Genomic DNA, 19,014 nt, shown 5'->3' with positions numbered 1-19,014 from the left:
GTTACGCGATCACCACCTTGACGATGCCGGTGAGGGCGATCTGGGCGAGGGACAGAGGGACGAGGAGGGTCCAGGAGAGTTTCTGGAGCTGGTCCTCGCGCAGGCGGGGGTAGGTGACGCGGAGCCAGATGACGACGAAGGCGAGGATCGCGCTCTTCAGGAGGGTCCAGACCCAGCCGAGGCCGTCGGCGCCCCAGGGGCCGTGCCAGCCGCCCAGGAAGAGGACGGTGGTCAGGCCGCACAGGACGACGATCCCGGCGTACTCGGCGAGCAGGAACAGGGCGAAACGCAGGCCCGTGTACTCGGTGTACGCGCCGAAGATGATCTCGGAGTCGGCGACGGGCATGTCGAAGGGGGGCCGTTGGAGTTCGGCGAGGCCGGCGACGAAGAACACGATCGCGCCGACGATCTGCCAGGGCAGCCACCACCACTGGAAGGCGTCCACGATGCCCGGGAGGGAGACCGTGCCGGCCGCCATCGCGACCGAGGCCGCGGTCAGGAGCATCGGGAGCTCGTACGCGAGGAGCTGGGCGGCGGTGCGCAGGCCTCCGAGGAGGGAGAACTTGTTGGCCGACGCCCAGCCCGCCATGAGCGAGCCGAGGACGCCCACGCCCATGACGGCGAGGACGAAGAAGATGCCCGCGTCGACGACCTCGCCGACCGCGCCCTCGCCCGGGCCGATCGGGATGACGAGGAGGACCAGGAGGTACGGGAGGAGAGCCACCGCGGGGGCGAGCTGGAAGATACGCCGGTCCGCGCCCGTGGGGACGATGTCTTCCTTCTGCGCGAACTTCACGCCGTCCGCGACGAGTTGGGCCCAGCCGTGGAAGCCGCCCGCGTACATCGGGCCGAGGCGGCCCTGCATGTGGGCCATCACCTTGTGCTCGGTCTGGCCGACGATCAGGGGGAACGTCAGGAACACGACGAAGACGACGAGGAGGCGTAGGGCGACGTCGGGAGCGTCGTTCACTGCGTACCTCCGGAGGGGTCGTCGGGGGTGGGGGCGGGGTTCGATCCGGGAGCGGGGATCGACTCCGGGTCGGGGGATTTCGAGGCGGGGGATTTCGGATCGGCGGATTTCGGATCGGGGCCGGGCTTCGCCTTCGGCTCCTGACCGGGTTCCTGCTCAGACCCCGGCTCGGGCGTCGCCTCCGGCCGGGGCTCGGGCGCACGCCCGGAATCCGGCTCGGGCTCCGGCTCGGCCTCGGGCCTCGCCTCAGGGGTCGGGGCAGGCCCTGCCTCGGGCTTCGGTTCCGGCTTCGCCTCGGGCTTCGGTCCCCGTTCCGCCTTCGGCTCCGAGTCGTCGAACGCGGGCTTCGCCTGGTGCCATGGAGCATCGGAGCCGCGCGGTGCGGCAGGCCTTCTGACGGACGTCGGCGCCGAGTCGGACTCGGCCGGCCGAGAGGCACTCTCCAGGGCGGCCGGTTCGGAGGTAGCCGTCGGCGCGGAGGAAGCCGTCGGATCCGAGGGTGCCGTGGATTCCGGGGGATTTGTCGGGTCCGAAGGAGGCGTCGGGTCCGAAGGAGGCGTCGGGTCCGAAGGAGGCGTCGGGTCCGAAGGGGGTGTCTGTTGTGCCCGTTGGGTCGCGGAGCCCTGGCTTGCGCTGCGGGCTCGGCGTGCGGGTCGCGCGGCTTCCGCCCCGGCGGGAGCCGCACCTGCGCCCGTAGCGCCCGCGGTTGCCTCGGCGGGTGCGGCAGGCGCCTGACTGGCCGAACCCTCCCCCGCCGTGCGGGCCCTGCGGACCGGGCGGTCGCCGGCGGGGCGGGCCGCGCCACGGGCCGGGCGGGACGGAGCCGGGGGGAGTTGGCCCTTGAGGGGGCCCCACTCGTTGGGGTCGGGGACGCCGGGCGGCAGCATCTGGCGGCGCTTCGGGCCGCCGTGCTCGGACTCGCCGGGTTCCTTCGCTCCGGGCCAGGCCTTGGCGACACGGGCGGCCAGGACGAAGTCCTTGCGGAGCGGGTGGCCTTCGAAGCCCTCCGGCAGGAGCAGGGGGTCGAGGCCGGGGTGGCCCTCGAAAGCCACTCCGAACATCTCGTGGGTCTCGCGCTCGTGCCAGGCGGCGCCCGCGTACACGGAGACCGCCGACGGGAGGACCGGGGCGGCGTGCGGGACGGTCGTACGGACGAGGAGGCGGCGTACCGGAGACAGTGCCACCACGTGGGCCGAGACGCGAAAGCCCATGCCGGGTTCGTCGACGGCGCTCAGCCAGTCGAAGTAGGTGCAGCCCAAGGTGTCGCGGGCCGTCTCGAGCGCCGCGATCCAGGACGCCGGCGGCACGTCGACCGTCAGGACCTCGTACGACTCCTCGGCCGTGGCGTCTGGGCCGAAAAGTTCCTCGGCGGGGCCGGGGAGCCAGCCGACGTTCATCGGTCCTCCTCGCCGGGGGCGGTCGAATCCACCCCAGGAGCGGTCGAAGCCACCCCGGGAGCAGTTGGATCTGCCTCAGGAGCGGTCGAAGCCGCCCTGGAAGCAGTCGGATCTGCCTCAGGAGCGGTCGGATCCGCCTGATGGGTGGTCGATTTGCTCCCGGTGGCGGCCGGACCCTCTTCGGATGCGGCCGAACCCGCTTCGGATGCGGCCGAACCCTGCTCGGATGCGGCCGGACCGTCCTGGGACGGGGCCGGCTTCTCCGTGGGCGATGCCGGTGGCTTCACCAGGCCGCTCTGGAGTGCCGCCGTCGACGGACGCGGCGCATCGGACGCGTACCGCTCCCCCAGCGATTCCCGGGCGATCTTCTCCTGGAGTTTGAGGATGCCCTGGAGCAGGGCCTCGGGGCGTGGCGGGCACCCGGGGACGTAGACGTCGACGGGGATGATCTGGTCGACGCCCTTGGTGACGGAGTAGGAGTCCCAGTACGGGCCGCCGCAGTTGGAGCAGGCGCCGAAGGAGATGACGTACTTCGGCTCGGGCATCTGCTCGTACAGACGCTTGACGGCGGGCGCCATCTTGTCCGTGACGGTGCCCGACACCACCATCAGGTCGGCCTGGCGGGGGCCCGGCGCGAACGGGATCACGCCGAGGCGGATGAAGTCGTGGCGGGCCATCGACGCAGCGATGAACTCGATCGCACAGCAGGCGAGGCCGAAGTTGAAGACCCAGAGCGAGTAGCGGCGGCCCCAGTTCAGGACCACCTTCATGGGCTCAGGGGCAAGCCGGGCGAGCGCTCCGAGCCGCTTCGGCTCGGGCAGCAGCACCGGCTGTTCCGGGGCGGAGGAGTTCACGTCCATGTCAGGACGCCCTTCTTGTATGCGTACAGCAGGCCCACGGCCAGGAAGCCGAGGAAGATGAACATCTCGGCGAGCGTCGCGGCGCCGTAGCCGGGAGCGGCGAAGACCGTGGCCCAGGGGAAGAGGAAGATCGAGTCGACGGCGAAGATGACGTAGAGGAAGGCGTACACGTAGTAGCGGACCTGGGTGTGGGCCCAGCCCTCGCCGACGGGGTCGACGCCGCACTCGTACGTCAGGAGTTTTTCGGGGGTCGGGACCACGGGCCGCAGCAGGCGGCCGGCCCCGAAGGCGACGGCGACGAACAGCACGCCCACGACGACGAGCAGCCCGACGACCGAGTAGGACTGGAAGTAGTCCGCCGCGACGACGGCCCCGGTCGCCGCGAGAACGGTCGGTTCCGGCACGTCAGCCCCTCACTCCCTGACCTCGTTGCGCCCCGTCGTGCGCCGCCGCGCACTCTGTGATGCGCCATGTTCGACGATCTGTACGGACGGGAGTCTAGGGCCTGCTAAAGAGAGCGTAAGCAGCCCGTCACGCCTCGACCATCCCTCGACCACCGGTGACGCGTTCACGTCTCACGGTGTGAACGCGTCCCGGCGGCACCTAGTCGTCACATCGCGTGCCGGACCGTCGTCGCATCCTGTGCCGGACCGGCGTCGCGCTCTCTGCCGGGCCGTCGTCGCATCCGAGTGCCACCTCGCCGTCACACCCTGTTCCGGACCGTCGTCGCATCCGGGTACCGCTCGCCGTCACGTCCGGCGACACCTTGTCGTCCCGTTCGTCGTCCCGTTCGTCGTCCCGTCCCCTGCCACCTCGTCGTCACGTCCGGCGTCACCCGCCCTGGTGGTGGGGTTATCCCCAGTGCATCGCGGCGGCCCACCTCATGGCGCGGCGGCGCGCCGCCGGGCAGGCTAGCGGATATGACCGAACGCATCGCGCCCACCAGCCCGCCGGACGATCCGTCCGACGGTGACCGGCTCCCCTCCGCGAGACTCGCCCTCGACCGGCAGACCTGGCTGGAGATCGCCCATCTCCTGGCGAACCTGCCGGCCTCGATCATCGGATTCGTATACGTGGTGACGATGCTCGCCACGGGCGCGGGGCTCGCGGTGACGGTCGTCGGACTGCCGCTGCTCGCGGCCGGTCTGCGGGGTTCGCGGCAGCTGGGCAAGGCGGAGCGGGCGCGGGCGCGGGGGCTGTTGGGGCTGCGGATCGACGAGCCGAGCCCGTTGCCGGTGCGCCGGACCGGCTTCTTCGGCTGGCTGTGGTCGAGCCTGAAGGACCCGGTGGGCTGGCGGGCGGTGCTGTACGACTTGATACGGCTGCCCTGGGGCATCGTCACCTTCACGGTGACGCTCGTATCGCTGTTCGTGCTGTGGCCGGTGCTGCCGTTCATCGCACGGGGGCTGACCAACGTGGACCGGGCGATGGTGCGCGGGCTGCTGTCGCCCTCCGACGAGTTGGAGCGGCGCATCGCCGAACTGGAGTCGGACCGCGGGGTCGTGATCGACACGGCCGCCGCCGATCTGCGCCGCATCGAGCGCGATCTGCACGACGGGGCGCAGGCCCGGCTCGTCAATCTCGCGATGGGGCTCGGCCTGGCGAAGGAGAAGCTCCTGGAGGACCCCGACGCCGCGGCGTCGATGGTCGACGAGGCGCACGGCGAGGTGAAGCTCGCCCTTCAGGAACTGCGTGATCTGGCCCGCGGCATCCATCCGGCGGTCCTCACAGACCGGGGCCTGGACGCCGCCCTCTCCTCGATCGCCTCGCGGTGCACCGTGCCCGTGAAGGTGACCGCCGAACTGGAGACGCGGCCGGCCGCCGCCATCGAGGGCATCGCGTACTTCACCGTCTCCGAGCTGCTCCAGAACGTCAGCAAGCACAGCGGGGCGAGGTCCGCGTCCGTCGACGTCTGGCGGACGGACGAGCGCCTGCTCATCCAGGTCCGGGACGACGGCCGCGGCGGGGCCGGCCTCGACGGCGGTACAGGTATGGCGGGGCTCGCGGACAGGCTCGGCGCGGTGGACGGAGTGTTCGTCGTCGATTCACCGGTGGGCGGCCCGACGGTCATCACGGCCGAACTGCCGTGGCGGGAACGCCAGAACGAGCCCGCACAGTAACCGTCGGAACGAGCCCGCACAGTAACCGTCGGAACGAGCCCGCGCAGTAAACGGGGCCCATGCGGGCAGCAGGCCGGGGAAGGCTGAGCGCGCCCCGGTTCACTCGATGGAGACCTCCGGCTGGACACCTCCGGCAGGACACCTCCGGCAGGATCAGGCACGGGGGACCCTGGAGGCAGGGCCTCGAGTGGAGGCCCTGCCCGCCCGGGCTCACGGAGGTAGGGAAAACCCCCCGTTCAAGACGCCGATCCGCTCCATGTCCGGCGGGCGTCCCGGGCGGCAGGGTTGAGGGAGGAGTCGACGCGCGGAACGAGTCGAGTCGAGGCGCAGGACGAGACGAGAGAACGGACGAACCGATGGCCACGGAGTACGGACACGGATACGGGCACCGGAGCGGTCCCGGATTCGACGAGGCGGGTGCCGGCAAGCGGCGGCACCGTCTTCCGGCCCCGCTGCGGGCGCCGATCGAGGCCCGCAGCTGGCGCGAGTTCGGCTATGTGATGCTGAGCCTGCCGCTCGGGATCATCATGTTCACGTTCGCCGTCACGATGGTCTCGCTCGGCGCGGGCCTGCTGATCACCTTCCTGGGTGTCCCGGTGCTCGCCGCCGCGCTGGCCGGCTGCCGCGGCTTCGGCTCCCTGGAGCGGGACCGGGCGCGCGGGCTGCTCGGTGTCGAGGTGGCCGAGCCGGAGCCGCTGAGGATGAAGAAGCACGGGGCGATGGCGTGGATGGGCGCCGTGCTCAAGAGCGGCACGTCCTGGCGGCACCTGCTGTACGCGGTGATCCAGTTCCCGTGGTCGGTGTTCTCCTTCGTCGTGGCCCTGACCTTCTGGACGTACGGGTGGGCGCTGCTGACGTATCCGCTGTGGTTCTGGGTCTTCCCGATGTACGGCGGGCAGGGCGGACTCCAGCTGTACGGCGACGGGACGCACTCCATCTATCTCGACAACCCGTTCGAGATCACGGTGACCGCGCTGGTGGGACTGCTCTTCACGATGGCGACCCCGTGGATCGTGCGGGCGCTGACGAGTGTGGACCGGCTCATGGTGCGCGGCCTGCTCGGCCCCTCGCGGCTGGCCACGCGTGTGGTGGAGCTGGAGTCCGACCGGGGGGTCGTGGTCGACACGGCCGCCGCCGATCTGCGCCGTATCGAGCGCGATCTGCACGACGGGGCGCAGGCCCGGCTCGTCGCCCTCGCGATGGACCTGGGGCTCGCCAAGGAGAAGCTGACCGAGGACCCCGAGGCCGCGGCGCGGATGGTGGACGAGGCGCACGGCGAGGTCAAGACGGCGCTGCAGGAGCTGCGGGACCTCGCGCGCGGTATCCATCCGGCGGTGCTGACCGACCGCGGGCTCGACGCCGCTCTGTCTTCGGTGGCCTCGCGGTGCACGGTGCCGGTCCAGGTGGAGGTGGATCTGCCGGCGCGGCCGGCGCCCGCGATCGAGGGGATCGCCTACTTCACCGTCTCCGAGCTGCTGCAGAACGTCAGCAAGCACTCCCGTGCGACGCGGGCGACCGTGGATGTGTGGCGGGTCGAGAACCGGCTGATGATCCAGGTCGGCGACAACGGGGTCGGCGGGGCCGATGCCTCCGAGGGGTCGGGCCTGGCGGGGCTCGCGGAGCGGCTCGACGCGGTCGACGGAATTCTGGTGGTGGACTCGCCGGTGGCCGGTCCCACCCGGATCACGGCGGAGCTGCCCTGGCGGGGCTGAGACACCCGGCGCTGCGGCTGCCCCGGTGCACGCCACCGGGGTACTCGCGCGCAGTGGAATGCCCGCGCACGTACCCCAGTGGGGTAGCGATGCCCCGCCGGGCGCAGAGCAGCACTTACCCCGACGGGGTAGCGAAGCCCAGCCCGGCGCAGCGCAGCACTTACCCCGACGGGGTAGCGAAGCCCCGCCCCCGGGCGCAAGGTCCGGCGGCGGGGCGCCGGAGATCTGCCGGGCATCCAGGACCGAAAAATCAACCCTTCGAGCAGGACCCCTCCAAGCCCACCCCAGGCCCACGCCAGGCTTCACCCCAGACCCACTCCAGGACCCCTATTCACGTCGCTCGGGCGCGTCCCGGTCCGAATGCTGGAATGCTGGGGTCTGTCGTACGAGCGGGACCGAACCCGGCGGAGCCGGGGGCGGCCCGGGGCGGGCTCTGGGGGGCCGAGGAATCGTGGAGGACAGGGTGCGGGTCGTCATCGCCGAGGATTCAGTGCTGCTCAGGGAGGGCCTGACCCGGTTGCTGACCGACCGCGGGCACGACGTCGTGGCGGGGGTCGGGGACGGCGAGGCGCTGATCAAGACCATCACCGAGTTCGCCGCACAGGACGCGCTGCCGGACGTCGTGGTCGCGGACGTACGGATGCCGCCGACGCACACCGACGAAGGCGTGCGGGCGGCCGTGCAGCTGCGCAAGGCCCATCCGGGACTCGGTGTGCTCGTGCTGTCGCAGTACGTGGAGGAGCGCTACGCCACCGAACTGCTGGCCGGTTCGAGTCACGGCGTCGGCTATCTGCTCAAGGACCGGGTCGCCGAGGTGCGCGAGTTCGTGGACGCGGTGGTGCGGGTGGCCCAGGGGGGTACCGCGCTCGACCCGGAGGTCGTGGCGCAGCTGCTCGGCCGCAGCCGCAAGCAGGACGTGCTGGCCGGGCTGACGCCGAGGGAGCGGGAGGTTCTCGGGCTCATGGCCGAGGGCCGGACGAACTCCGCCATCGCCCGTCAGCTGGTGGTCAGCGACGGAGCCGTCGAGAAGCACGTCAGCAACATCTTCCAGAAACTCGGCCTGTCGCAAAGTGACGGGGATCACCGGCGTGTTCTGGCCGTCCTCACGTACCTGAACTCGTGACGAGCTGACAGTCTGTCAGTTGTCGAGCAGAACCAAAGGGTGAGCGGGGAGCGTCATTCACAGAAAGGACCCGGGGGCGGGAAAAATCGTGACAAGTCAGGGTGTCAGGCGTCTCAAAATCACGTCCATCATGTGAATGGCCCAAGGAAGGCGACCCTTACCGACGTAGGGTTGAAAAAGGAAGGGTCTTCGGGAAGGCCACTCCCGGACAGCCGCCTCAAAGGAGGTCCAGTTCAGTGACGAGCAAGGTCAGCAGCCCAACGGAACAGGCCGACGAAGCAGTCGTAGGAGAACAGCGCAAACCGCCGGGGGCGAAGGACGTCCGCCGGCTCGACCGGGTCATCATCCGGTTCGCGGGGGACTCCGGCGACGGTATGCAACTCACCGGCGACCGCTTCACATCGGAAACTGCGTCCTTCGGCAACGACCTCTCGACCCTGCCGAACTTCCCTGCCGAGATCCGCGCGCCCGCAGGCACCCTGCCGGGCGTTTCGTCTTTCCAACTGCACTTTGCCGACCACGACATCCTCACTCCGGGCGACGCGCCCAATGTCCTCGTGGCCATGAACCCGGCCGCCCTGAAGGCGAACATGGCCGATGTGCCGCGCGGCGCCGAGATCATCGTCAACACGGACGAGTTCACCAAACGGGCGATGCAGAAGGTCGGCTACGCGACCAACCCGCTGGAGGACGGCTCGCTGGACGGCTACAACGTCCATCCCGTCCCGCTCACGACGATGACCGTCGAGGCGCTCAAGGAGTTCGAGCTCTCCCGCAAGGAGGCCGAGCGTTCCAAGAACATGTTCGCGCTGGGTCTGTTGTCGTGGATGTACCACCGGCCGACCGAGGGAACCGAGAAGTTCCTGCGGACCAAGTTCGCCAAGAAGCCCGAGATCGCGGCCGCCAACCTCGTGGCGTTCCGGGCCGGTTGGAACTTCGGTGAGACGACAGAGGACTTCGCCGTCTCGTACGAGGTCGCTCCGGCCTCGAAGACCTTCCCGACCGGCACCTACCGGAACATCTCCGGGAACCTCGCCCTGTCGTACGGCCTGATCGCCGCTTCCCGGCAGGCCGATCTGCCGCTCTACCTGGGCTCTTACCCCATTACCCCGGCCTCCGACATCCTGCACGAGCTGAGCAAGCACAAGAACTTCGGGGTACGCACCTTCCAGGCCGAGGACGAGATCGCGGGCATCGGTGCCGCACTGGGCGCGGCCTTCGGCGGCTCGCTCGCGGTGACGACGACCTCCGGTCCCGGTGTGGCGCTGAAGTCGGAGACGATCGGGCTCGCCGTCTCCCTCGAACTGCCCCTGCTCGTCATCGACATCCAGCGCGGCGGACCGTCCACCGGCCTGCCGACCAAGACCGAACAGGCCGACCTGCTCCAGGCGATGTACGGGCGCAACGGCGAGGCCCCGGTGCCGATCGTCGCCCCGCGAACCCCGGCCGACTGTTTCGACGCGGCGATGGAGGCGGCCCGGATCGCGCTGACGTACCGGACGCCCGTACTGCTGCTCTCCGACGGTTACCTGGCCAACGGCTCCGAGCCGTGGCGCGTCCCGGATACCGACGAACTCCCCGATCTGCGCGTGCAGTTCGCCCAGGGTCCCAACCACACCCTGGACGACGGCACCGAGGTCTTCTGGCCGTACAAGCGCGACCCGCAGACTCTTGCCCGCCCGTGGGCCATCCCCGGAACACCCGGCCTGGAGCACCGGATCGGCGGCATCGAGAAGCAGGACGGCAGCGGCAACATCTCCTACGACCCGGCCAACCACGACTTCATGGTCCGTACCCGCCAGGCCAAGATCGACGGTATCGACGTCCCCGACCTCGAGGTCGACGACCCCACCGCGGGAACCGGGACAGCAGCCAACACCCTTGTCCTGGGCTGGGGTTCGACCTACGGGCCGATCACCGCGGCGGTCCGCCGGCTGCGCACCGCGGGGGAGCAGATCGCGCAGGCCCATCTGCGTCATCTCAACCCCTTCCCGCGGAATCTCGGCGCGGTGCTGAAGCGTTACGACAAGGTGGTGATCCCCGAGATGAACCTCGGTCAGCTCGCCACCCTCGTCCGGGCGAAGTATCTGGTGGACGCGCACTCGTACAACCAGGTCAACGGCATGCCGTTCAAGGCTGAGCAGCTCGCCGCGGCTCTCAAGGAGGCCATCGATGGCTGACACGTCAACGGAAGGCTCGGGCACGATCGAGGCGCTTTCTCTCGTCCCCAAGGCCGAGGCCAGGCAGTCCATGAAGGACTTCAAGTCCGATCAGGAAGTGCGCTGGTGCCCCGGCTGCGGTGACTACGCGATCCTCGCCGCCGTCCAGGGCTTCATGCCCGAACTCGGCCTGGCGAAGGAGAACGTCGTCTTCGTCTCGGGCATCGGCTGCTCGTCCCGCTTCCCGTACTACATGAACACCTACGGGATGCACTCCATCCACGGCCGCGCTCCCGCCATCGCGACCGGGCTCGCCTCCTCGCGCCGCGACCTGTCCGTGTGGGTCGTCACCGGTGACGGCGACGCCCTGTCCATCGGCGGCAACCACCTGATCCACGCCCTGCGCCGCAATGTGAACCTGAAGATCCTGCTCTTCAACAACCGTATCTACGGCCTGACGAAGGGCCAGTACTCCCCGACGTCCGAGGTCGGCAAGATCACCAAGTCGACGCCGATGGGTTCGCTGGACGCGCCCTTCAACCCGGTGTCGCTGGCGATCGGCGCGGAGGCGTCCTTCGTGGCCCGGACCGTGGACTCGGACCGCAAGCACCTCACCGACGTGCTGCGGCAGGCGGCCGCCCACCCCGGTACCGCCCTGGTGGAGATCTACCAGAACTGCAACATCTTCAACGACGGCGCCTTCGAAGTCCTCAAGGACAGGCAGCAGGCCGAGGAAGCCGTCATCCGCCTCGAACACGGGCAGCCCATCCGCTTCGGCACCGACGGCGCCCGCGGGGTGGTCCGCGACCAGCGCACCGGTGACCTCAAGGTCGTCACCGTGACCCCCGAGAACGCCTCGCAGATCCTCGTCCACGACGCGCACACCGCGTCCCCGACCACCGCGTTCGCGCTGTCCCGGCTCGCCGACCCCGACACCCTGCACCACACGCCCATCGGGGTGTTCCGCTCGGTGGACCGACCGGTCTACGACACGCAGATGGCCGACCAGCTCGACGCGGCCATCGAACAGAACGGCAAGGGCGACCTCGCCGCGCTCCTCGCGGGCGGCGACACCTGGACGGTCGTCGGCTGAGCCCGTCCGCGGGCGGATTCCGTCAAGCCCGCCCACAGGCGGATTCCGTCCGCGGGCGGATTCCGTCCGCAGGCGGCAGGCGGATTCCGTCCGCAGGCGGTATTCACAGGCTTTCTACGAGGCCCGGGCCCTGAGTGCCCGGGCCTCGTCGTATGCGCCGCGGGCACGCTCGACGTCGGCCATGCGCTCATTGGTCCACAGCGCCAGCGACCGCACCTGCTCGGCGGCCTCGCGGCCCAGGTCGGTGAGGGAGTAGTCGACGCGCGGCGGGATGACCGGCTTGGCGTCGCGGTGGACGAGGCCGTCGCGCTCCAGGGTCTGCAGGGTCTGGGTGAGCATCTTCTCGCTGACCCCTCTCCCGACCCTGCCGACCGCCCGGCGCAGCTCGCTGAAGCGGTACGAACGCTCCAGGAGCTCGATCAGGACGAGGACACCCCAGCGGCTGGTGACATGTTCCAGGACCAGACGGTAGGGGCACATCGCCTCGCCGGCGTCGTACCCGTCCGCTGCCTTGTTACTTACGGCCATACCAGTACCTTACTTCAAGGTGGGTACTTTCCAATAGTTAGTGCAGCTCCTAGGGTGAGTGACATCCGCACCCCACAAGGAGATGTACGTCATGAGCATCGTCGTCACCGGAGCCACCGGACACCTCGGCCGTCACGTGGTCGAGCAGCTGCTGGAGAAGGTCCCCGCCGAGCAGATCACCGCGGTCGTGCGGGACGAGTCCAAGGCCGCCGACCTCGCGGCCCGCGGCGTACGGCTCGCGGTCGCCGACTACAACACGCCGGAGACCTTCGACGGCCTGTTCTCCGCCGGTGACAAGGTGCTGCTGATCTCGGGCAACGAGTTCGACAAGGGCCGCGTCGAGCAGCACCGGGTCGTCATCGACGCGGCCAAGGCGGCCGGGGTCTCCCTGCTCGCCTACACCAGCGCCCCCGGCAGCCTGACGGCCGCGCTGGCCGACGACCACCGCGCCACCGAGGAGGTCCTGCTCACCGCCGGACTGCCCTACACGCTGCTGCGCAACGGCTGGTACCACGAGAACTACACCGAGAACCTCGCCCCCGTCCTCGCGCACGGCGCCGTCGTCCAGGCCGCCGGCGAGGGCCGGGTCGCCTCCGCCTCGCGCGCCGACTACGCGGCAGCCGCGGTCGCGGTGCTGACCGGCGAGGGGCACGAGAACAAGACGTACGAGCTGAGCGGCGACGAGGCGTGGGGCTTCGCCGAGTACGCCGCCGAGCTGAGCCGGCAGACCGGCAAGGAGATCGTCTACAACCCCGTCTCCCCCGAGGCCTTCACCGGGATCCTGACCGGCGCCGGGCTGCCCGAGGTGTTCGCCGGGATCCTCGCGGGCGTCGACACCTCCATCGAGAAGGGCGAGCTGGCCGTCACCACCCGCGACCTGTCCCGCCTGGCGGGCCGTCCGACCACGCCGATCGCCGAGTCCGTCGCGGCGGCACTGAAGGGCTGACGTCCGGGCGGGCGCCGGGCACGGGTCCCGCACACCCCACCCCCCGCCTGTCATGACCGTATGGCGATACGGGCATGACAGGCGGGGGTGTGCGGCGCTACCTTCTTTCATGCTGCACGGAAGTTCCCCGATCGCACGGGAGCTCCGGAGCGCGGGGGGCGCGACAGGCGTCCGCGATCGTGGAAGAAGGAGACGCCGGTGGCCGGGAAGTCGAGGGGCGAGCAGCGCACAGGTCTGCTGAACGGCTTCGCGGCGTACGGGATGTGGGGGCTCGTCCCCCTCTTCTGGCCGCTGCTGAAGCCCGCCGGAGCGGTCGAGATCCTCGCCCACCGGATGGTGTGGTCGCTGGCGGTGGTCGGGGTCGTACTGCTCGTGATGCGGCGCTGGGCCTGGGCGGGCGAACTGCTGCGGCAGCCGCGCAAGCTGGCTCTGATCACGATCGCGGCGGCGGTCATCACCGTCAACTGGGGCGTCTACATCTGGGCGGTCAACTCCGAGCACGTGGTCGAGGCCTCGCTCGGCTACTTCATCAACCCCCTGGTCACCATCGCGATGGGCGTGCTGCTTCTCAAGGAGCGGCTGCGGCCGGTGCAGTGGGCCGCCGTCGGCGTCGGCCTCTCGGCCGTCCTCGTCCTGACGATCGGCTCCGGCCGCCCTCCGTGGATCTCCCTCTGCCTCGCCTTCTCATTCGCCACGTACGGCCTGGTGAAGAAGAAGGTCAACCTCGGCGGCGTCGAGTCGCTCGCCGCCGAGACCGCGATCCAGTTCCTGCCGGCGCTGGCGTATCTGCTGTGGCTGGGCTCGCACGGCGACGCGACGTTCGCCGCGCAGGGGCCGGGGCACGCCGCGCTGCTCGCGGCGACCGGCGTGGTGACGGCGATCCCCCTGGTCTGCTTCGGCGCCGCCGCGATCCGCGTGCCGCTGTCCACCCTGGGCCTCCTCCAGTACATGGCCCCGGTGTTCCAGCTCCTCCTCGGGATCTTCTACTTCCACGAGGCCATGCCGGCCGAGCGGTGGGCCGGGTTCGCGCTGGTGTGGCTCGCGCTGTCGCTCCTGACGTTCGACGCGCTGCGCGCCGCGCGGCGGGGTGCGCGCGCCCTGCGGGAGTCGGCCCGCGCGACCGGGTCCGCGACAGCCGCTGATGCCGTGGGTACGACCGCCGCTGGTGCCGTCGGTACGACTGCCCATGCCGTGGGTACGACTGCCGATGTCGTGGGTACCGCCACCGAGGTCGCGGGAGTCACCACCGACGTCGCGGGAGTCGCAGCCGTGGCCGCGGGTCCCGCCAGGTCGTCCGGGTCGGCCGGCACGTCTTAGCAAGCGGGCGGACTCGCCCGGGGCGAAGCGACAGGGCCTGCCCTCGTACGACATGCAGGGCCTGCCGTCGTACGACATCAGGGTCGGCCCCGGCGATTCCGTTGCCCGCCCCGTGGTGGAACCACTATGAGTGGCTCCATGACGCCGAATCCCGTGCCCGCACCCGCGCCCGTCCCCGTCCCCGTCCCCGTCCACTGGAAACTCGTCATCGACTCCGCCGATCCGCACGCACAGGCCGACTTCTGGTCCGCCGCGCTCGGTTACGCGGTCGAGGACAACAGCGCCTTCATCGAGCAGTTGCTGGGCCTCGGCGCCCTCCCGGCCGAGGCCACCGTCGACTTCCACGGCCGCCCGGCCTTCCGGGACCTGATCGCCGTACGGCATCCCGACGACCCGTACGACAAGGAACGCGGCACCGGTCTCGGGCGGCGCCTGCTCTTCCAGCGGGTTCCCGAGCTCAAGACCGGCAAGAACCGGCTCCACCTCGACCTGCACCCCGGCGAGGGGCGGCGCGCCGATGAGGTAGGGCGTCTGACGTCGCTGGGGGCGAGTGTGCTGCGGGAGATGAAGGAGCCGGCGGGCGAGTGGGTCGTGATGGCGGACCCCGAGGGAAACGAGTTCTGCGTCCACTGACGCAGGGACCGCCGCTCGCCGCCGCCGGACCTGTTACCTCCCGTTCCGTTCCCTCCCGTTCCGATCCCTCCCGTTCCGATCGTCACTCTCCATGGGCACGAGGTGTCCAGGTGTAAGGGTTGTCCACCACGACATGGGCGCGGTCGGCGAGGCGGCCCATGCGGGTGCGGGCCGATTCGAGTTGTTCGAGGTCGTCGGCGGCGGGACCGTCGTCGGCCGTGAGCTCGGTCCACACGCCGATCAGATCGCGCCCCAGGTGCAGCCCCTGGAGGGGGTCGCGGACAGCACGCCACGCGGTGGCCGCGCTCTGGACGTTGCCGTAGGCGGCCCCCGTGTCCCGGTGGCGTCGGCGGACCCTCGCGAGATCCAGTGACAGGTGGAACGACCTGAGGGCGTCACCGGCCAAGTAAGCGATGTACGCGGTCAGTTCGCGTAGTTTCAGAACCTCGGGGTGTTCCTGGCCCAGCGACTGCGCCGCCTCCGCGACGGCGCGCTCCGCCATCCCCGCGGCGGACTCGATACGGCCCATCTTCACGGCCTCGTTGATCCGGGCGACGGGCTCCGCAAGGAACGCCGACGCGGGGTCCCGTTCCGGACCCGGCTCCTGCGGACTCGGCGCGAGCACCGCCTCGGCGACGGCGTCGAAGCCGCGCACGGGAGCGGGCTTCGGCTCCGGTTCCCGCTCCGGAGCCAGCAGCGACAAGGCCTCCATCGCGGAAGCAGGCTTCCGCGCGGGGGCGGCCGCCGTCGACTCGGGCTCAGGCTTCCGCTCCCCGGCGGCCGCCTGCGATTCGTGGGCGGCCATCCAGCCAGGGGCGGGCTTCGACTCCAGGACGGAGCCGATCAGCGGGGCCGGACCGAACTTCCCCATCGGGGTGGGCGTCGGGGCGGACGTCGCGGTGGGCGTCGACTCCGGCGCCGCCCGCAGCACATGCGTCGACGCGGCCCCGGGCAACGGCTTCGGTTCCGGTACGGCCCTCAGCGCGAAGGTGGACGGCGTGGGAGCACCGGGCGCGGCGGGCCCGCCCGCGGGCACCGGCTCGGGGCCGGAGGCAGGAGCGACGGCACTGCTCGCCGAACCAGCCCCCGCACCGGCGACCTGGCCGGAGTCCGCCTCCACGACCGGCTCGGGCATCGCCGCGGGGGCGGTCGCGGGCGCGGACTCCCGGGGAGGCAGAGGCGCCGGCTGCGGCTCCGGAGCGAACTCCGGGCGAGCCGGCGGCTCGGGCGCGACCTGCGGCACAAACTCCGCCGTCACTGCGGGCCCAGGACTCCGCGCAGGCGCGAGCTGCGGCTCCGGAGCGAACTCCGGCGACGCCACGGACGCGGGCTGCGGCTGCGGCTGCGGCTGCGGCACGAACTCGGCGGTCACGGCGGGTTCGCGCATGCGCGCGGGCGCAGGCTGGGGCGCGGGAGCGAACTCCGGGGGTGCGGGAGGCGCGGACTTGGGCGGGAGCGCAGGTTCCGGTGCGGGTGCGGGCGCGGGCGCCGTCTCGGGCCTCCTCGCCGGGGCCGACGGGGTGCCGCTCTCCGGTCCCGGAGCCGGCCGCGCATGCGGTTCCGGTACCGACCGCAGGGCGTACGTCGCCTTGTCCCGGCGCGGGGCAACCGGTGTCTCCGGAGCCTGCGCCGACCCCTCGGCGGACACCGGGGCGGGCGGAAGCGGCGGAGCCGGCGACTCCGGACGCCGCTGGGCCGGAGGCTGGGGGCGCTCCTGAACCGGGAAGTACGGGCGCTCCTCAACCCCGGAGCGCGGGTGGTCCTGAGCCGACGGCCTCGGGTCTTCCAAGCCCGGGGGCTGCGGGCGCTCCTGCGCCGGGGGCCGCGGGTGGTGGTCCTGCGCCGGGGGCTGGGAGAAGTTGCGGGCTGCGGGCTGGGAGCGGCCCTCGGCCGGAGAGTGCCGGTGTTCCTGGGCCGGAAGGTGCGGGTGCCCGTCGGGCCGCCGCATGGGCGGCGCGGGGGGCGCGGGCGGCGCCACGCGTTCCGGCTCCCCCGTGTAGCGGCTGGAGCCGTCGACGTGCACCTGGAGCGGTACGACAAAGCCGATGCGTTCGTCGTGGATGGTGGCGAGAACCGGGTGACCGGTGGCGAGGGCGAGGCGGTGGAGGTGATTCAGGATCGCGCCCTGGACCGTCTCACCTGGCGCGGGCACGACCGGCACCCCCCCGACCGTGGCACCGCTCCGGGCCCCCGCGGCACCACGGACCGCAGGCCCCGCCGCGTCCGCCGACGCCGGTACGTGGACCTCGATCGGCGTCATCCCGGTGGTCGGCTGACCCCCGGTACCGCCCGCCGAGCGCTGCCGCTTGAGTTCCCGCTTCTGTTCGCGGCTGAGTCGAGACATCGGTTCCCTCACGAAGGGGTGGTCGAGGACGAGGACGAAGAGAGGGACGGGGGCGGGGACGGGGCCGAAGACATCATCGAAGTCGAAGGCCAGGACGAAGTCGAGGGCGCGGAGGATGCCGACTGGGCCGACGGGGCCGCCGCCTGCGCCGTCGTCACCTCGGAGAGGTGCCACGGCCGGCCACCACCCGCCCGGGTGAGTTCGAGGTGGACGTTCGCGCGCGGGCCCGCGCCCGTCCAACTGCCGCGGCCCTGGGACGCGCCCTCCACGAACAGGGCGCGGTAGGCCGGGACGGCGGTATCGGCGGGGTCGTCGGCGTCACCGTCCGCGGTCACGTCGACCGTGCTCCACGTCCGGTGACCGGCCCAGCTGTTCCACTCGTCGCCCGCCCCGCTCGCGGGGTGGTACGACCGCTCGACCGCGGCCGCGGCCTCGGTGTACCAGCGGGCCGAACGCGGCACGGCATCGTGCGGACCGTAGTCGTACTTCGTGTCATGTCCGTACGCCACCTCCGCCCACGCCTCCGATATTTCCGTCGCGTCCGTCGCGTCCGTCCCGTCCGTCGCGTTGACGCCAGACGGGCTCGGCACGTGTGCGTCCGCGCCCAGCGGCCCTGCCCGACGAAAGGGGTACCTTCGGTGCCACGGACGGCACCGCGGAAGGCGACGAACCCTGCGCGCCCATCGCATCACGATGGTCCCGCAAGCCACAGCCCGTCAACGCCAGTACCCCGGTCACGGACACGACCGCCGAGGCGGCGCCCGCCCCGTCGCGCTTCCCAGCACGAACTCCCGTGCGTTTGCCCGTACGGACTCCCGTGCGCATGCCCGTACAGACGCTCGCACGGGCCCCGCACGAGCCTCCGTACCTGTTCAGGTACGCGCGCGCCTCCGCGCCAGTACCCGTACCCCTCCGTGTCGTCCTCATCCTCCCCTCCCTCCTCACTTCAGCCCCGGCCAGGGTGCCGGATCCGCGTACTCGCGGAGCGGCGTCACATTCCGGTTGTGTACACCCAGTCGAGTCTCTCGGCTCCCACCCGATCCCCGCGTCACCGCGGCGTCACAGACTCGTCCCAGGAACCCACGTCCCGTTACCAACTCGTCCGGGCGCCAGGAGGATCGGCGAACGGACGAGGGAAGAGAGCACCCATGCGGGGGATCGAGGGGGCGGCGATGCGGGCGGACGAAGGAGTGGCCGAGCCCGGGAGCGAAGGAGTGCCGACGCGCGGGAGCGACGGCGCGGCGGCCCGCGTGAGCGAGCCACGGGGGCCTGGCGGGCCCGAGGTATGGATTCGCGGGCCGGTCGACGAACCGGAACAACCGCGACAGCCGTACGAGGAGGACCGGCAGCTCGTCGTGAGCGCACGGACGTTCTCCTGGGTCGCCACCCATGGCGGAGCCGGCGCCTCCACGCTCGCCACCGTCTTCGGCGGCCATGACGCGGGCCGCAATTGGCCCCGTCCGGACCAGGGCGAACCGGCCTCGGTGCTGCTCGTCGGGCGTACGCACGCGACGGGTCTGGATGCCGTCCTGCACACCCTCGACATCTTCCGGCGCGGCGACGCGCCGCCGGGACTCGATCTCGACGCCATCGTCCTGGTCGCGGACGCGCCCGGCCGTCTGCCGCGTCAGCTCACCCAGCGCGTCAAAGTGATCAACTCGGTCATAGACGTCTACCGGGTGCCGTGGATGCCCGCATGGCGCACCGGCGACCTCATCGGACCGCTGCCGCGCGAGACCTCGTCGCTGGCCCGGCTGACCGGCAGATCCGCAGCATGACCGCCCCGCGCACGATCGCCGCCGCAACGTCGGC

The 19,014-nt window shown here is 71.1% G+C and carries 15 protein-coding genes and 1 pseudogene; 9 read left to right on the top strand and 7 right to left on the bottom strand.

The window, feature by feature from the left end:
• Position 1: 1 nt before the first annotated feature.
• From ACFYR3_RS20280 to ACFYR3_RS20265, 4 genes and pseudogenes are all read right to left on the bottom strand, one after another.
• Positions 2-970: a complex I subunit 1 family protein gene (locus ACFYR3_RS20280; protein ID WP_355840709.1), complete on the bottom strand. Its 969-nt coding sequence runs from the start codon at positions 968-970 to the stop codon at positions 2-4.
• Positions 967-2,367: an NADH-quinone oxidoreductase subunit C gene (locus ACFYR3_RS20275; RefSeq protein WP_389284131.1), complete on the bottom strand. Its 1,401-nt coding sequence runs from the start codon at positions 2,365-2,367 to the stop codon at positions 967-969. Before ACFYR3_RS20275 ends, ACFYR3_RS20280 begins: the two co-directional genes overlap by 4 nt.
• Before the next feature lie 268 nt (positions 2,368-2,635).
• Positions 2,636-3,227, bottom strand: a pseudogene (locus ACFYR3_RS20270) (NADH-quinone oxidoreductase subunit B); the annotation flags it as partial.
• Complete coding sequence (locus tag ACFYR3_RS20265; protein ID WP_355840711.1) at positions 3,218-3,631, bottom strand: NADH-quinone oxidoreductase subunit A; 414 nt, start codon at positions 3,629-3,631, stop codon at positions 3,218-3,220. The pseudogene ACFYR3_RS20270 and the gene ACFYR3_RS20265, both read right to left, overlap by 10 nt.
• Before the next feature lie 516 nt (positions 3,632-4,147).
• Here ACFYR3_RS20265 and ACFYR3_RS20260 point away from each other — a divergent pair.
• The 5 genes from ACFYR3_RS20260 to ACFYR3_RS20240 all read left to right on the top strand — a co-directional run bounded on the left by ACFYR3_RS20260 (position 4,148) and on the right by ACFYR3_RS20240 (position 11,434).
• The gene (locus ACFYR3_RS20260; protein ID WP_355840712.1) at positions 4,148-5,347 is read left to right on the top strand and encodes a sensor domain-containing protein; all 1,200 of its coding nucleotides are present in this window, start codon (positions 4,148-4,150) and stop codon (positions 5,345-5,347) included.
• Positions 5,348-5,703: 356 nt separating this feature from the next.
• A complete protein-coding gene (locus ACFYR3_RS20255) occupies positions 5,704-7,059 on the top strand; it encodes a sensor domain-containing protein (protein WP_355840713.1) in 1,356 nt (451 codons plus the stop codon).
• Positions 7,060-7,522: 463 nt separating this feature from the next.
• Positions 7,523-8,182, top strand: a complete 660-nt coding sequence (locus ACFYR3_RS20250; protein WP_315903659.1) for a response regulator transcription factor — start codon at positions 7,523-7,525, stop codon at positions 8,180-8,182.
• A gap of 236 nt (positions 8,183-8,418) precedes the next feature.
• Positions 8,419-10,362: a 2-oxoacid:acceptor oxidoreductase subunit alpha gene (locus ACFYR3_RS20245; RefSeq protein WP_389284128.1), complete on the top strand. Its 1,944-nt coding sequence runs from the start codon at positions 8,419-8,421 to the stop codon at positions 10,360-10,362.
• A complete protein-coding gene (locus ACFYR3_RS20240) occupies positions 10,355-11,434 on the top strand; it encodes a 2-oxoacid:ferredoxin oxidoreductase subunit beta (RefSeq protein WP_389284126.1) in 1,080 nt (359 codons plus the stop codon). Before ACFYR3_RS20245 ends, ACFYR3_RS20240 begins: the two co-directional genes overlap by 8 nt.
• A gap of 114 nt (positions 11,435-11,548) precedes the next feature.
• Here ACFYR3_RS20240 and ACFYR3_RS20235 read toward each other — a convergent pair whose 3' ends face one another.
• Positions 11,549-11,962 (bottom strand): helix-turn-helix domain-containing protein, encoded by a 414-nt coding sequence (locus ACFYR3_RS20235; protein WP_355840716.1) that lies wholly within the window; start codon positions 11,960-11,962, stop codon positions 11,549-11,551.
• 91 nt (positions 11,963-12,053) lie between these two features.
• On the opposite strand from ACFYR3_RS20235, the gene ACFYR3_RS20230 reads away from it, so the two are divergent.
• The 3 genes from ACFYR3_RS20230 (at position 12,054) to ACFYR3_RS20220 (ending at position 14,858) form a co-directional block, all read left to right on the top strand.
• Positions 12,054-12,908 carry an SDR family oxidoreductase gene (locus ACFYR3_RS20230; RefSeq protein WP_389284124.1) on the top strand — a complete coding sequence of 285 codons (855 nt, stop codon included), beginning with the start codon at positions 12,054-12,056 and terminating at the stop codon, positions 12,906-12,908.
• Between the two features lie 198 nt (positions 12,909-13,106).
• Entirely contained in the window at positions 13,107-14,225 is a 1,119-nt protein-coding gene (gene rarD / locus ACFYR3_RS20225) for an EamA family transporter RarD (protein WP_389284122.1), read from the top strand.
• Between the two features lie 138 nt (positions 14,226-14,363).
• Positions 14,364-14,858 (top strand): VOC family protein, encoded by a 495-nt coding sequence (locus tag ACFYR3_RS20220; RefSeq protein ID WP_389284120.1) that lies wholly within the window; start codon positions 14,364-14,366, stop codon positions 14,856-14,858.
• 82 nt (positions 14,859-14,940) lie between these two features.
• On the opposite strand, the gene ACFYR3_RS20215 is transcribed toward ACFYR3_RS20220, so the two are convergent.
• Positions 14,941-17,202, bottom strand: coding sequence for a hypothetical protein (locus ACFYR3_RS20215; protein WP_389284118.1), 2,262 nt, complete (start codon positions 17,200-17,202; stop codon positions 14,941-14,943).
• A gap of 8 nt (positions 17,203-17,210) precedes the next feature.
• Complete coding sequence (locus tag ACFYR3_RS20210; RefSeq protein ID WP_389284116.1) at positions 17,211-17,792, bottom strand: hypothetical protein; 582 nt, start codon at positions 17,790-17,792, stop codon at positions 17,211-17,213.
• Between the two features lie 558 nt (positions 17,793-18,350).
• Here ACFYR3_RS20210 and ACFYR3_RS20205 point away from each other — a divergent pair.
• Entirely contained in the window at positions 18,351-18,980 is a 630-nt protein-coding gene (locus ACFYR3_RS20205; RefSeq protein WP_389284114.1) for a hypothetical protein, read from the top strand.
• Positions 18,981-19,014: the final 34 nt, after the last annotated feature.

It is taken from the genome of Streptomyces sp. NPDC005784 (assembly GCF_042871525.1).
In the GTDB taxonomy this organism is placed as follows: Bacteria; Actinomycetota; Actinomycetes; order Streptomycetales; family Streptomycetaceae; genus Streptomyces.
The sequence above is the reverse complement of the archived record's forward strand: the minus strand, read 5'-3'. Positions and strand labels throughout refer to the sequence as shown.

Bases quoted from the DNA above. Each gene is read 5' to 3' on its own strand.
- ACFYR3_RS20275 (WP_389284131.1), bottom strand. From the start codon at position 2,367: ATGAACGTCGGCTGGCTCCCCGGCCCCGCCGAGGAACTTTTCGGCCCA.
- ACFYR3_RS20260 (WP_355840712.1), top strand. From the start codon at position 4,148: ATGACCGAACGCATCGCGCCCACCAGCCCGCCGGACGATCCGTCCGAC.
- ACFYR3_RS20255 (WP_355840713.1), top strand. From the start codon at position 5,704: ATGGCCACGGAGTACGGACACGGATACGGGCACCGGAGCGGTCCCGGA.
- ACFYR3_RS20240 (WP_389284126.1), top strand. From the start codon at position 10,355: ATGGCTGACACGTCAACGGAAGGCTCGGGCACGATCGAGGCGCTTTCT.
- ACFYR3_RS20235 (WP_355840716.1), bottom strand. From the start codon at position 11,962: ATGGCCGTAAGTAACAAGGCAGCGGACGGGTACGACGCCGGCGAGGCG.
- ACFYR3_RS20230 (WP_389284124.1), top strand. From the start codon at position 12,054: ATGAGCATCGTCGTCACCGGAGCCACCGGACACCTCGGCCGTCACGTG.
- ACFYR3_RS20220 (WP_389284120.1), top strand. From the start codon at position 14,364: ATGACGCCGAATCCCGTGCCCGCACCCGCGCCCGTCCCCGTCCCCGTC.
- ACFYR3_RS20215 (WP_389284118.1), bottom strand. From the start codon at position 17,202: ATGTCTCGACTCAGCCGCGAACAGAAGCGGGAACTCAAGCGGCAGCGC.
- ACFYR3_RS20205 (WP_389284114.1), top strand. From the start codon at position 18,351: ATGCGGGGGATCGAGGGGGCGGCGATGCGGGCGGACGAAGGAGTGGCC.